We start from the raw sequence: 14,174 nt of genomic DNA, 5'->3' as shown, positions 1-14,174 counted from the left end.
TGTGAGTAGTATCGCAGTTTTAAATTTAAAAGTATAATAGGCATGAAGGATTAAATTATAATATATGAAGTAAAAAGGTAGGCTACTTAGGGGGTAAATGACTTGTTAGATATGGTTAAGTATTGGTTTTGGTACGATTGGATTATGTTAGGAGTCCGTATACTTGTTAGTGTCTCTATCGCCATAACCACATTCGATTTTCAGGATAGTTTAACATTGCCACTTTGGATTATTATTCTTTGGGAAATTATTGCCTTCTCTGTTCCATGGGTAGCCTTACTATTCAATTATAAATATTATTTGTTCACAGAAATACTGCTATATGGTGGACTGTGTATATATTTAACTTCTTTATTTCCGGGAGCTAACGTTACATTTCTTATATCGGCTTTTCTGATTGCTGCGAATAGTCAGCATTTGTCCTATTATTGGACAGCTCCAACAACAGTTTTTATAACAACTGGAATTTTCTATGCGGTTGCGCCAAGTAATAGCTATTGGGTTATGGTTACCAACTATGGACTTGCTTATGTAATGGGCTTCGCTTTCCATTTATTAATCGTCAATCATAAGCAAAATGAAGCGATTCGTAAACAAAACGCGGTACTTGAGCAATATATGTCTCAGATTGAACATATTACACTGGCAGAAGAACGGAACAGACTGTCAAGTGAGCTTCATGATACAGTTGGTCATGCTTATACTTCTATTATTATGGGGATGGAAACGTTGCGTACCGAACTTGCTACTGAGATGGGTATACAGAGGCTAGATTCTCTGCTTGACATGGGACGGAAAAGCATCGATGACGTGAGAGGTTACCTACATCAAATGGATTCCCCGTGTCAATCGCCTTCCTTAATTCAATCTCTACAAAATCTTGGAGCCGAATTTCAGGAGCACGCTCAGGTAAATGTAAGTTTTAAGACATTCGGGGAGGAATATCAACTATCTCGGCAAGCGAAGATCGCATTCATTCGTTGCTTACAAGAGTCCCTTACGAATGCAGTGCGTCATGGTCAAGGGACTGAAATTATAGTTTCATTGCAGTTTGACGAACAATATACGAGGTTAGAAGTTCAAGATAATGGAAAAGGAAATGTAGAATGGCAGGAAGGCTTCGGTATGAATGCGATGAAAGAACGGGCAATGAACCTGCAAGGTCATTTGTCTGTATATACAAAGCCAGAGGAAGGAATGCTTGTTACATGTACCATACCGCGACAAACTGAAATAAAAGATGGACTTATTCGTTTGTTAATTGTAGACGACCAGCCATTTGTTCGGGAAAGTTTGAGGACACTACTCGATAGATATGAAGATTTAAATGTAGTCGGTTTGGCTGAGGATGGCAATCAAGCCATCGATTTGTGCGGGCGCCTTCAACCCCATGTTATACTTATGGATTTAGATATGCAGCACATGGATGGAGTCGAAGCAACCAAAAAGATTAAGCAACAATGGCCACATATAAGCGTATTGATTTTTACAACGTTTCAGGATACCGAACAAGCGTTAGAATCGCTTCGCAACGGTGCGGATGGTTTTTTACTTAAATCTATTGAAACGTTGGAGCTAGCTAATACGATCCGACTTATTCACAAAGGTGGGACACTAATTGATCAAGGAATGTCTCACAAAATATTTGAGAAGTTTGATGAGCAAAAAGAGACACCACAATCAAAAGCAACCGCTTATGAGCTAACAGCTAGGGAGATAGAAATATTACAACTAGTAGCAAAAGGACTTCGATACACTACCATAGCATCAAGGTTATATTTATCGAATGGTACGGTCAGAAATTATGCTTCCACAGCTTATACAAAGCTAGGCGTTCGTAACAAAGAAGAAGCTATTCAAAAGGCTCTAGAAATTGGAATTATTGAATAACAAAATGTTTTGCGATATATAAAAATGAGTAACAAAGAAACAGAACGCTTTGTGTGGTTTCTTTTGTAACAGAGTAAATAAGGCCCATTATCGTATAAGTAAATGTTAAAACATTTACTATTTCGCCATAATAAACTCATTGAATCTTATTCTCTAAAATACAATAGCCTACTATCAATTTAACTGATAGTAGGCTTTTAAAATTATTTAAGAACTTGGTTATGTTCTAATTTAACAGTTTTCATCAGTGGAAATATTATCCCTTCGGCTCTAAAGTTAACACTTTCCCCTCTATCCCATCCATATTCAATGTAGTCGTATGATACGTTCCGTTTACCCAATCATCGATTTGATCATGGTACCAATCGCTTCTAAAATGTCCCGATTGTCCTGGCCCTACAATATGATAACCATTTGACATATCTTTCGTATCAATAACGAATCGCCAAGAAGCTCCGTGATTAACAATACCGTTATCTCCGTAACTCGCTGCTTGAACGGTAACTTGGCTGCCGCCAATCGGAACTGGTTTTTCGCGATTAAATGCAAGTAGTGCTAACATACTAGATGATTTGGAGATTGGATGTGTGAACGCAAGCTGATGGTAATCGCCCCACTTCCACTCCGCAACATCGGGTCCATATTCCTTCTGTAATTTCTTCATTACATTTTCATACGATGTATGCACAACTTTTGTGAATCCTCCGTACTTCGTAAACCAAGCGCTATTTTCTCCTGCTACTTCTTTTCGAATTAATTCATCAACAACTTGTGACTTCCCTTCAAATAACTCCATCACATCTTTCGGTATTTCTTTTGAAAATAACGTATTCGAAATCTCTTTCATTAATAAATGGAATAGTAATGGTGCCGCTTCATCTTTACTATCATAAAAATTCCACTTTGTTAATTGTTTTACGCCTTCTTTCTCTACTTCATTTAAAGATACTTTATTTAACTCTTTTAACAATATTGGAGCAAATTCTTTCCCGTATAAATTTTTTTGATCCATCTGTAAGTCTTCTAAATCTTTCACCGTATATTTTTCCTTCTCTTGTAAAAACTCTTGAATACGCATTTGTCTATATGGCTGCGCCCACGTATTACTAATATGGTATGGATAATGATCATCCACAATTTTATTATTCGCCGTTGAAATAAACCCTTGTTTTGGATTAATTACTTTTGGAAGTTGATCGAACGGGATATACCCTTCCCATTCATATTCATCTGTCCATCCTGGTACAGGCAAACTACCATCACCTTTTTTACGAACTGGTATATTTCCATTCGCTTTATAAGCAATTGTGCCGTCGTTTGATGCAAACACAAAGTTTTGAGTTGGTGTATGAAAATCTTGAAGAGCCGTTTCAAACTCATTCCAATCTTTCGCCTTATTCATATTTAATACAGCCTTTAATTCAGCGGAAGGTTCCAAAGCAGTCCATTTCAACGCGAATACTGTTTTCGTTTTCTCTTTTCCTTTATCCGCAAACTCTGAAATGACTGGACCATGCCTCGTAATCGTCACATTATACGGAATTGTTTTCCCGCCTTTTACTTTAATCGATTCATCAACAACTGTAGCTTTTTCCCACTTATCGTTATACAAAAATTCATTTTCATTATTAGGATTTCTCTTCTCAATATATAAATCTTGTACATCAGGACCAGTATTCGTAACACCCCATGCTATTTTGTCATTGTGACCTAATATAACACCTGGTACACCCGCGAAAATAACGCCACTCACATGTAAATCTTTCATTTCAAGTTGCGATTGATACCAAATAGAAGGCGTCGCAAGAGATAAATGAGGATCATCCGCTAAAATCGGCTTACCAGACGCACTCTTCTCTCCGCTTATGACCCAGTTATTACTACCGTTAAACTCAGGTGGAATGATCGTTTTTGCAAAACTTTGTGCTACGTCCACACTTGTATTTTCCAGTTCAGCTAGCAATCTAGGTGCATCTTTCGGATATGTAGGAAATAGCTCATTTGCTTGCTCTTTCGGTAAATTTTTCAGCGCCCAATATCGAAATGCCTGTCCGTGCCAATGTCCGCCTAAATCAAACGCCATATACTTTCCAATCGTTAAAGAATCCACGATTGACCACTCAGTAGGCTCATAACCTAATATAGTAAACTCAACCGGCAATTTCTTTTCCTCTTTCGCCTCGCGTATAAAAGCGTTCACCCCATCAGCAAATGACTGCAGGGCATACTTCGCTTCCCCTTCATATTGACTAACAGACGCTTCGGCTGCTCGCCGTAAACCGAGCGTTCGAAACAATTTATCTCTATCAAGAGCTGCTTCCCCTACCACTTCACTTAACATCCCAGAAGCTTGCCTTCTACTTAAATCCATTTGAAACAAACGATCTTGCGCTTGTACATACCCTTGCGAAAAATATAAATCATGTGCATTTTCCGCTTTAATATGCGGTACCCCTTTACTATCCCGCTTTACCTGAACAGCATGTTTTAAATCTTCTAGCTTAATCGTTCCATCTATCTTTGGTACAGATCTAAGCGTATATATGTTCAAGAAAATCACTGTACAAATAACGAACAAAAGAACGATACTACTACACCAAATGAAAATTCTCTTACCCCTAGTTCGTTTCTTCTTTATGACGACTTCCATATAACCCCTCCTTTCTCAAACAATTCGCTTTTATTTACGGAAGAACCTTTTAGAAAAGCTGAAAAACCCATACTTTCTCATACTATGGATCATGCAAACTACATACCTGACTCTTATGTAGGCCTCCCTTCCCTTCAATGAAATCTACTCTCCCTTTCTTACACCAATTCCTCAAAATTCCCTTCATATAAGCAAATGTTCGCTTATTCTGTTCAAACGCAATTTTAAGTGCCCCTAGTACTGTCTCTCCTGAAACTTTTTGTATCCACTCTTTCAATTCCTTCACGATATATGGGGATAGACTACTTATATGTTGTTCATAAAACTTATAAACTTTACTATGCGAAGTATCCTTTTCTATCCCTTCTTCCTTCTCCTCAGCAACTTCTTGTAAACTACTATTATCCTCTTCTGCCGGCATACCAAAATGCTGCAATAACAATGGAATATTCCATTCTTCTTCAAGACATGTACGTAAAAACATATGTATGAATTCTTTATTTTTTACAGTTTTCAACTCACGTAACACACACTTTTCTACATTCGTATTTACAATAGGGTTATAGTGTAGCCAATTTAGTATGTATAACTCTTTCGTTTCCGCATTGTATAAAATCTTGCCGTATGCAACAAACCTATTTAACAGCTTCTCAACAGTTTCCATACTGTAGCCTGTTTCCAGTTCTGCCACACGCTTCGGTAATACGTAAATTCCACATTGCTTCGTTTTCGTACCAGTTAACAAATATATGTAAAAATAACGCTCCTCTGGCGTTAAATCTAATATGAATTCATCTTGCCAAAAGTTCACCTGCACATTACGGTACACCGCCATATAGTTCCCTCCTCCTTTTATTCATAAAGTGAAACTTTAATCAGTGGGGGTTTTGTTCATCCCCCACTGATTATTAGTTGAACCAATCGGACATTTACGGACAGCCCGACTCCCACCTAACTTCTTTGCTCCAACTAAATTTTGAGGTGGGAGTTATACTGTCCGTTAACGCGGGATAAAAAAGCAGAATTCAATCCTTCCATATACATATAGGAATAAGGGCTTTGTTTTTGCGTTTGAATTCCAAATTTTTTTAACTACTACAACGCCGGTTTTATTTTTTCGCGCTTTTTTGTTCTTGTAGTTGTTTTTGTTTTGTTTTTTCTTAGTGATTTATTACTTGGTAGGTGCTTATAAGGGGCTTGGAAGGGGCTTCATAGGGGCTAAAATAAAAAGGAGCTGTTCCAAATTCTCATTTTGGAAAGCTCCTTTACCATTCTTTCTATTTTTGACTTGCATCTAACATCTTCACTAAAAAGGCAGCTGCCTCACCACGAGTTGTTGTACCTTTAGGGTTAAACTCATTATTTCCAACACCAGTAACTACCTGTAAGCTGTATAATCGTTGAACAGGCTGTTTATATGTGATCAAATGTTTATCCCTAAATGGTAATGCGACTAATTCACCTGTAACACCTTTATACTGTAATGCATTGTCAATCATGATAGATGCTTCTTCACGAGTGATTGGCGCATTCGGGTCAAAAATCCCTCCGCCACGACCGCTAATAATTCCTGCACTTGCACTACGTTTAATACCGTCATGAAGTGATGGGTGCGCTTTGTTAATATCTACAAATGACTTATTTCCTTCTGGGAGTTTAAGAGCATTTGAGATTAATGTCGCAAACTCAGCTCTCGTTACATTACGATAAGGCGCAAACACACCATTTCCTTCTCCGTGCATAATACCTAGACTGTGAAGTTTACGAATATGTCCCTCAAACCATCCACCTGTAATATCATCTTTTGGCTTTTGTACTTCTTCTTTTGGTACATTGTAGTTAATTTTAATCCAACTTGGATTGTAGAAAATCCACTCTCCATTCCCTACTTTGTACCAACCGTTTTTAACTGCTAACACTTTGTAACGGTCACCTTTTGAAGCTTTACGAACAATATGATGCTCAAGGTCCGCACCACTACGTACGTTTATACCGTCACCATTCACTACAAGCTCCATGTTAGGTTCAGCTGGATTATATTCATTTGAATCAAATAGCTCGTTTCTTTCTTGTAAAGGCGAGTCAATTTGTGCGTTAACATTTGCATACCATTGAATACCTTGTACGAAGCCAGTCCAATTCCCACGAGAAATTAAAATATCAGGACAGTTTTTTCCGCTCCATTGTTGATGCCTATAAATGTGATCCGCGCTAATTCCTTCTTTATTCATTAAGTATCCTGCAAGTCGTTTTGCATTCTCTAACGCTTTATTATAATCTCCATCTTGGTTAACTGAAATTTCAATACCGATAGATTCTCTATTTCCTGAACCATCACCATCTCCTGCATGCCAACCGTTTTCATTTGTTGGTAAGTGCTGATAGATTTGTTTATCGTCTACAGTAAAATGCCATGAAGCTGTTCGGAACGTACCTTCCGTTGCTTGTTTATACAAATATTTCGCATGATTTTCAGCATTCGCACCGCGAGCTGTGTTTGCAGTCTCATGAATTGTAATATAACGTGCTTTCATCGGATTGGCTGGGCGAATATCAGGATTTCCTGCTGGAACAATCCACTCTACAAAAGGGGCACCTGCAAGTGTTCCATATTTCTTTGTAGTCATCGATGCACTATACTGAATAGCTCTTGGCTTTTCAACCGGCTTCATTTCGCGAGTAGAACCATCATTTCGACCGTCTACATGTTCAAATGCCTTTTCAATGTTTGAAATAGCTTCATCTTCCGCTACTTGACCTGTTTTCGCTTCTTTCATTTTATGTAACTCTTCTGTTTCATCATGTTTATGTTTATATTCTTCTAAAAGAATTTTCTCGTTCTCTGATACTTCCGCTTCGTTAATTTGCATGTGATCTGGAGTTTCTAGATTGAAATCAGAATAACTTAATCCGCTCGTTCCACTCTCCCCTTGCGCGATACGAAGTTGATCAGTTTGAAGGTTTTTACTCTCTTCTGCTGATATCGCTAAAGGTGCGCTCCCTAACATTACTAGACTTGTTGATAGTGTGATTACTCGTTTTTTAATATTCATTGCTGTATGAAATACCTACACAGTTCGTATAAGTATCCTAACCTCCCTTAATTTTCTCATTCGTGAAAGACTATAAATCTACTATGTATGTATAAAACTATGTTTATTCCACCCTTTTATACATACTTTCCTCAGCAGGTGAATGATAGTTTCTATAAAATTCCTTAACAGACATTATTTTAAAACCAATTGTAATTTCCGTCAAAAGCACTTATCCACCTTACACTCCACTACTTCTCAAAAAATAAATTAGGATACCTTTTACTAATTCTTCAACAAGAAGGACCTTTATAATTTTTCATAACTATTATGTATCTATTAATCAATCCTATTTCTGTATACTTTCCCATTTTTAAATATCAACATTTTCACATTGAAAGGAGTTATTATATGGAAAAGATCACTCATATTTTACTCACTAACATTGAAATACATTTCTGCAAAAGTCATTTTAGTAACGACACTATGATAGATACCGAATTATCTATAACGGAACGTTCTGGACGTGATTTCATTAACACTGTTAATCCAATTAAAGACGTGACTAATGTTTGTGCTACTGCTTTAGCGTTCAAATCACTTTGGAGTTCTCCTGATCGAATTCCTTTCGTAATTAATTCTTGAAAAATAACTGTAAGATACATTTGATGTTCTCTAGTCAGTACTTCAAATTTTTCATTATGAGGAGCAAGTTCAACCATTGTGTTAATACAAAAACAACCTTTACTGAACTCTTTTTTATATTCCTCTTCCACCATATTTTCAAAAAACGTCCGAATTGCTTCTTTTACAGATTGTTCGTTTTGAAGTTTTGTTCGTATATTAGCCGCATGTAAATTTGTGTATCTCCTTAATGCCGCTTCAAATAAACCCTCTTTATCACCAAAAGCTGAATATAAACTTGGCTTTTGTATTTCCATTTTAGCAGTTAAATCGCTTAATGAGGTAGCTGCGTATCCCTTCTCCCAAAAAAGTTGCATTGCAGCATCCAAAGCTTTTTCTTCATCAAATTCGCGTAGTCGTGCCATTTAAAACCATCTCCTTTCTACATCTAATTATTTAAATTACATATCACCGTTTATGTACCAATCAGTATATTATATATCGTATTAGATTATAATCGAAGTGTCAAAAAAATCATAATTAAATCAAAATAAACTTGACATATATATTTCTTCGAGATTATATTTTACTTACAAAATAACATACCGTTCGGTACGTTATTTCTAATAATACAAAAAGGAGCTGTTTTTTTATGAATAGTAAAGAAAAAATGATGGCCGCTCTAAAAGACAATCATACTCAGTTACATTCATCTGCTAGTCCAATCATGTCCCGCTATATGACTCTATTGTTCTCCATTGCTTGCGGGATGGCGGTAGCAAATATATACTTCGCTCATCCACTACTTGATTCTTTATCAAATGAATTTAAGATTAGCCATTCAACTATCGGTATTGTAATTACTATTACTCAAGTTTGTTATGCACTTGGATTACTTTTATTCGTTCCACTTGGTGACTTATTAAACCAAAAGAAACTTATTATTGCTCACATGCTTTTATCCGTTATCGCTTTAATAATAATTGGTGTCGCTCCCTCAACCATCGTACTTTTTATAGGTATGGCCTTAGTAGGAATTTTTGCAACTGTTACGCAAACACTTGTCGCATATGCATCAATTTTAGCTAATACAGCAGAACGTGGACGCATAGTAGGTTTCGTTACAAGTGGCGTTGTAATAGGTATACTCCTTGCTCGTACATTTGCAGGTATATTAACGGATTTAGCTGGATGGCGGTCCGTTTATCTCACCTCTGCTATCCTTTTACTCTTCGTAACTTTTTTGTTACACCGAAATTTGCCTACTCTTGAACATAAAAAAGTAACAACTATGTCTTACCGAAAATTAATATACTCTGTTTTCTTATTATTTATAGAAGAAAGACTTTTACGCATTCGCGGAATATTAGCATTGCTTATTTTCACTTCATTCAGTATTTTATGGACTTCTTTAGTATTGCCTCTAAGTGCTACACCACATAACCTTTCGCATACAGCTATTGGTGCGTTCGGTCTTGCTGGAGTGGCGGGTGCATTAGCTGCTACTAAAGCTGGACGACTAGCTGATAAAGGATTAGGACAAAGAACAACTGGCATAGCCTTATCATTATTAGTACTTTCATGGCTCCTAATTAAATCTATTAACCACTCTCTATTATTACTAATTTTCGGCATTATCCTTTTAGATTTAGCTGTGCAAGCTGTACATGTCACCAATCAAAGTATGCTGTTCACAGTGCGTCCCGAAGCAAGAAGTCGACTCACTGCCAGTTACATGATTTTTTATTCTATTGGTAGTGCAACAGGTGCAATTCTTTCAACAAATACGTATGCAAAATATGGTTGGGATGGAGTATGCATATTAGGTATATCTGTTAGTGCTTGTGCTCTTTTATTTTGGATAATAACCTTACGGCGATCATAACAGCTGAAAGAGGAATAATTCATTTATGGTTACGTATTTTTCTACAAGACTATAGAATAGCATGTACTTCTCAACATAAATCAACTGCATTTTCATATTAAAAATGCAGTTGATTCCAAGCTTTTATGTATGCGATTTATCATTTTTTAATAATATATCCTATACTATCGAAATACGTCTATTACAAATTCACTTTAACATTTTCGACAATCTCATTTATCGTATTTCGATCAAACTTATCACTAATTTCATATGGCTCACGATCTCCTACTAGTTGTACGCCTACGATATCGTTGCGGTCCTTACCAAATTGCACTTCAATAATAGCTCCCCGCTCTACTTGTTTCCAAATGTAACCTGCTTCATCTTTATTATCTAAAATAATACAGTCCTCAATATTTTCATCAATCCCTATTAACTTGTTGTCATCTATAAATCCAACCTCGTATTGTTGACGTTCTTTCGCTTTGCTGCTTACTAATATACCTTTGCTACCATATGAATAATCCATATAGTCTTTTTTCTCAGATTGCACCGCTTTTGTCTCTTGTGCTTTAGTTTTTTCAGCATTCCCACAACCCATAATTAAACTGATTGGCATCACCGTAATTAGTACCACTCTAGTAAATCTCTTTATCATTTATAAGCAACTCCTCATACTTACATTTAAATTCCATTTATCAACTTACCAAATAATAACATGATAATACCAAAAAAGAGCCAAAGATATCATCTCCTCATCCCAAAAATCTATGTAAAAAGCTATATCTCTGTATTTTCTTCCCGTTTACTTTCATATAATACCCTCACAATTATAAAAAGCTAGACTTTCAAAATAACTAACTGAGTTATCGATAAATTACAGAAAGTAGACATCCTACTCACTTAAGATTTAAAATTAAGAAATATGAAAGACATGATAAAAAACATAGGCTAGATACTCACAATTAAAATGGTCTTTATATTAAGAAAGGAAGTGCACAGCTATGGATTTTAAAACAGTTATGCAAGAACTTGAAGCCCTTGGTAAAGAAAGAACGAAAAAAATATACATATCTAACGGTGCACACGAGCCAGTTTTCGGCGTAGCTACAGGTGCGATGAAACCAATCGCGAAAAAAATAAAAATAAATCAAGAATTAGCTGAAGAACTTTATGCCACAGGCAACTACGATGCTATGTACTTTGCAGGCATTATTGCCGATCCAAAAGCTATGAATGAGTCTGATTTTGATCGCTGGATAGACGGAGCGTATTTTTATATGTTGTCCGATTATGTAGTAGCAGTAACTTTATCCGAATCAAATATTGCACAAGATGTTGCTGATACATGGATTGCAAGTGGGGACGAACTTAAAATGTCTGCAGGCTGGAGTTGCTACTGTTGGCTTTTAGGAAATCGCAAAGACAACGAATTTGCCGAAAGCAAAATTGCCGCTATGCTTGAAATGGTGAAAAATACAATCCATGATTCGCCAGAACGAACAAAATCCGCTATGAATAATTTCCTAAACACGGTAGCAATTTCATATGTACCACTACATGAAAAAGCAGTCGAAATCGCAAAAGAAGTTGGTATAGTTGAAATCAAACGTGATAATAAAAAAAGCAGTTTGTTAAATGCTACAGAGAGTATTCAGAAAGAACTTGATAGAGGCAGACTTGGTTTCAAACGTAAGTATGTAAGATGTTAGATTATCAAAAAAAGGTGTCAATCTAAGCAAGATTGACACCTTTTTGATAATCTAAATGAATGAACTCCCCTAGGAAATTTTTCATTTCCCCCTGTACACCTTATACGTTAAACATTTCTTCATTCAATTTATAAACCCTATCTCTTTTCTCATCACTTTTGACAAAAATAAGCTTTCCTTCTTTAACAAAACCTTCTAATAGTAAGCATACTTCTCCATATGCTTTAGGCTTATTCGTTGTGAATCTTTCATCTGATATTTTGCCAGATCGTATTAATTGTTCGCATAGCTCAAGAGCACTTATTTCTTCAGAATCCATTAATTCCAATATATCTTTTTGCAATGGCGATAAAGGTACTGGTATTTCAGCTACCTCCACCTTTTCTTTCTCGTTTTCTTCTTCAAATAAATCTTCAAATGAAATTTGATTCATTACTTCTTTTCCTTTCTAACGATCGATTTGTATAACATGAACTGAATCTTATAGCGTAGTTATTGTTATGTATTCCTTACCTTATTACATAAATCTCAAACTCATGTACATCGTTTCATATAGTATGTTTTGATTATACCAAATATATATTCTATCTTCTATCGTAGATTGAAAAAAGGAGCGTTTTACTGTTCATAAATAACGAAAAGGTATTTAGATCATTTTTTCGAATGAATTTATGATTGCTATTTTTTAAATAGAGATGAATATTTATAGATATTATGGTTAAGTTTCATGTAGATTTTAAAAATAGATATTTATTCCATGGAAATTCACGGTAAAAATTTATCATTTATATGTTATAATCACGATATAAACATTTAATTATATTAAATGTTTACTAAGGTTATGCAATACATTTACTATAACAAGGGGGCTCACAAATGAGCAGAAAAACAAGTAAAGTTAAAAAGTTTTTTGGATTCGTACTAACCGCAGCACTAGCAACTACAACGATGGTAGGCACAGTAAATGCAGAAACAAATACGAAAACAAACGGTAATGCAAATAGCTATAAGGTAGTTAGCAATACTGACACTGTATTTACAGATGTACCAAAGGACCACTGGTCAAAAGAAGCTATTGATTACTTAGCATCAGCAGGGATTTATAAAGGATATGGCAATGGAAAATTTGGTTTTGGAGACAATGTTACTAGAGGACAGGTAGCTTCTTTAGTCAATCGACATTTAGGTTTAATAGCAGACGATAAACAGGCGAATATGTTTAGTGACATTACAAATCATATGTTTGAAAAGGATATTAAAGCCATTGCACAAGCTGGAATTATGACAGGTGATGGATCAGGTACATTTCGTCCAGATGACGTATTAACTCGGTATGAAATGGCAGAAGTATTACAAAAAGCGTTTCATTTAGAATCAAAAGTACAAGGGAACTTTAAAGATGTACCAAAAGGTCATTGGGCCTATAAATCTGTAAATGCAGTGCGTAGTAACCGTATAGCACAAGGTGACGAGTCAGGTAATTTTAATGGAAATATGATTGTGAAGCGTGAGCAGTATGCACAATTTTTCTATAATGCAATAGCAAAAAACAGAGATTATAATTTCAACATCAATTCAAAAGAAGAATTAAAACAAATGTTAACAACAGCTTTAGATAATGGAACGTTTGGTCCATTTAAATTAGATGTATTAGGTAAAGATCTATCTGACGTAAAAAAAGAATATGGAGCACCTGATGTTTGGAAGAAAGCACCATGTACAGAATGTGATGCACCTAATATAGCGGTATACGGCAATTATAATATTGACATGTATCCTTTGGACGCTAGATATATATCAGTGAAAATGGATATCACTATTAACGAATTAAAAGAGTGGTTTGGTGAACCAGATGGAATCGGAGAAGATATGACTAGTGAAGGCTTCATATATAATCGAGGAAGCTATTCTCTTTATTTCAGCTTCTCTGATGGTTATATTCAACGCGCTGAAATATCTAAAAATAAATTTAATTAATAAGTTACAAGCAATATAAAATATATAAAGCATAAAAAATCCTTCAAGAACATGCTTTTTCTTGAGGGATTTTTTATGCTTTATATCTATTGTAAAACTCCTAAAAGAATGCTAGCAAGGAGAAAATTGTTCAATCTTAAGAATATCTACTATTTCATTCAACCAATCTATTATATTTGGCATCTCATATTCTTCAGTTAAATCTAGTGAATCCATTTTCCCATGACCTGATGCATATAATACAATAAACCTGTATTCGTCTTTTAGTTTTTCAGCTCCTTCTATGAAGGTAAGACTAGGGATACCTAACCCATGTAAGCAAGTATTCCATATTACGAATGAAAAAGGATCTGATATGAATATCAGATCCTTTTTCACTGCTTCTTTTATAACTTTAAGTTCTTGATACATACATAGGTTCA

10 protein-coding genes and 1 pseudogene are annotated in these 14,174 nt (G+C 35.5%); 4 read left to right on the top strand and 7 right to left on the bottom strand.

Annotated elements, in window-relative coordinates; genetic code table 11:
• The first annotated feature begins 102 nt into the window (after positions 1 to 102).
• A complete protein-coding gene (locus PDL00_RS26845) occupies positions 103 to 1,890 on the top strand; it encodes a helix-turn-helix transcriptional regulator (RefSeq protein WP_270732391.1) in 1,788 nt (595 codons plus the stop codon).
• A gap of 256 nt (positions 1,891 to 2,146) precedes the next feature.
• Here PDL00_RS26845 and PDL00_RS26840 read toward each other — a convergent pair whose 3' ends face one another.
• From PDL00_RS26840 to PDL00_RS26825, 4 genes are all read right to left on the bottom strand, one after another.
• Entirely contained in the window at positions 2,147 to 4,540 is a 2,394-nt protein-coding gene (locus PDL00_RS26840; protein ID WP_270732390.1) for a penicillin acylase family protein, read from the bottom strand.
• A gap of 82 nt (positions 4,541 to 4,622) precedes the next feature.
• A complete protein-coding gene (locus tag PDL00_RS26835; RefSeq protein WP_270732388.1) occupies positions 4,623 to 5,375 on the bottom strand; it encodes a DnaD domain-containing protein in 753 nt (250 codons plus the stop codon).
• Between the two features lie 442 nt (positions 5,376 to 5,817).
• Positions 5,818 to 7,593 (bottom strand): S-layer homology domain-containing protein, encoded by a 1,776-nt coding sequence (locus PDL00_RS26830; protein ID WP_242254254.1) that lies wholly within the window; start codon positions 7,591 to 7,593, stop codon positions 5,818 to 5,820.
• Positions 7,594 to 8,039: 446 nt separating this feature from the next.
• Positions 8,040 to 8,621 (bottom strand): TetR/AcrR family transcriptional regulator, encoded by a 582-nt coding sequence (locus PDL00_RS26825; RefSeq protein WP_242254252.1) that lies wholly within the window; start codon positions 8,619 to 8,621, stop codon positions 8,040 to 8,042.
• Between the two features lie 227 nt (positions 8,622 to 8,848).
• Between PDL00_RS26825 and PDL00_RS26820 the strand changes: the two genes are divergently transcribed.
• Positions 8,849 to 10,081: an MFS transporter gene (locus PDL00_RS26820; protein ID WP_270732383.1), complete on the top strand. Its 1,233-nt coding sequence runs from the start codon at positions 8,849 to 8,851 to the stop codon at positions 10,079 to 10,081.
• Between the two features lie 181 nt (positions 10,082 to 10,262).
• Here PDL00_RS26820 and PDL00_RS26815 read toward each other — a convergent pair whose 3' ends face one another.
• Complete coding sequence (locus tag PDL00_RS26815) at positions 10,263 to 10,721, bottom strand: hypothetical protein (RefSeq protein ID WP_242254248.1); 459 nt, start codon at positions 10,719 to 10,721, stop codon at positions 10,263 to 10,265.
• A 346-nt stretch (positions 10,722 to 11,067) separates the two neighbouring features.
• Here PDL00_RS26815 and PDL00_RS26810 point away from each other — a divergent pair, with 346 nt between their 5' ends.
• Positions 11,068 to 11,775 carry a DNA alkylation repair protein gene (locus PDL00_RS26810; protein WP_270732380.1) on the top strand — a complete coding sequence of 236 codons (708 nt, stop codon included), beginning with the start codon at positions 11,068 to 11,070 and terminating at the stop codon, positions 11,773 to 11,775.
• A 100-nt stretch (positions 11,776 to 11,875) separates the two neighbouring features.
• Here the strand turns inward: PDL00_RS26810 and PDL00_RS26805 are convergent, their stop codons facing one another.
• Positions 11,876 to 12,208, bottom strand: coding sequence for a DUF3895 domain-containing protein (locus PDL00_RS26805; RefSeq protein ID WP_270732377.1), 333 nt, complete (start codon positions 12,206 to 12,208; stop codon positions 11,876 to 11,878).
• Between the two features lie 443 nt (positions 12,209 to 12,651).
• Between PDL00_RS26805 and PDL00_RS26800 the strand changes: the two genes are divergently transcribed.
• Positions 12,652 to 13,752 carry an S-layer homology domain-containing protein gene (locus PDL00_RS26800; RefSeq protein ID WP_270732374.1) on the top strand — a complete coding sequence of 367 codons (1,101 nt, stop codon included), beginning with the start codon at positions 12,652 to 12,654 and terminating at the stop codon, positions 13,750 to 13,752.
• A 123-nt stretch (positions 13,753 to 13,875) separates the two neighbouring features.
• Here the strand turns inward: PDL00_RS26800 and PDL00_RS26795 are convergent.
• Positions 13,876 to 14,073 (bottom strand): annotated as a pseudogene (locus tag PDL00_RS26795) (alpha/beta fold hydrolase); the annotation flags it as partial.
• Positions 14,074 to 14,174 lie beyond the last annotated feature (101 nt).

The organism is Bacillus cereus group sp. TH152-1LC (genome assembly GCF_027710505.1).
Taxonomy (GTDB): domain Bacteria; phylum Bacillota; class Bacilli; order Bacillales; family Bacillaceae_G; genus Bacillus_A; species Bacillus_A mobilis.
Note: the sequence above shows the minus strand (reverse complement) of the source record. Positions and strands in the feature narration are given on the sequence as shown.

Bases quoted from the DNA above. Each gene is read 5' to 3' on its own strand.
- PDL00_RS26840 (WP_270732390.1), bottom strand. From the start codon at position 4,540: ATGGAAGTCGTCATAAAGAAGAAACGAACTAGGGGTAAGAGAATTTTC.
- PDL00_RS26835 (WP_270732388.1), bottom strand. From the start codon at position 5,375: ATGGCGGTGTACCGTAATGTGCAGGTGAACTTTTGGCAAGATGAATTC.
- PDL00_RS26830 (WP_242254254.1), bottom strand. From the start codon at position 7,593: ATGAATATTAAAAAACGAGTAATCACACTATCAACAAGTCTAGTAATG.
- PDL00_RS26825 (WP_242254252.1), bottom strand. From the start codon at position 8,621: ATGGCACGACTACGCGAATTTGATGAAGAAAAAGCTTTGGATGCTGCA.
- PDL00_RS26820 (WP_270732383.1), top strand. From the start codon at position 8,849: ATGAATAGTAAAGAAAAAATGATGGCCGCTCTAAAAGACAATCATACT.
- PDL00_RS26815 (WP_242254248.1), bottom strand. From the start codon at position 10,721: ATGATAAAGAGATTTACTAGAGTGGTACTAATTACGGTGATGCCAATC.
- PDL00_RS26810 (WP_270732380.1), top strand. From the start codon at position 11,068: ATGGATTTTAAAACAGTTATGCAAGAACTTGAAGCCCTTGGTAAAGAA.
- PDL00_RS26805 (WP_270732377.1), bottom strand. From the start codon at position 12,208: ATGAATCAAATTTCATTTGAAGATTTATTTGAAGAAGAAAACGAGAAA.
- PDL00_RS26800 (WP_270732374.1), top strand. From the start codon at position 12,652: ATGAGCAGAAAAACAAGTAAAGTTAAAAAGTTTTTTGGATTCGTACTA.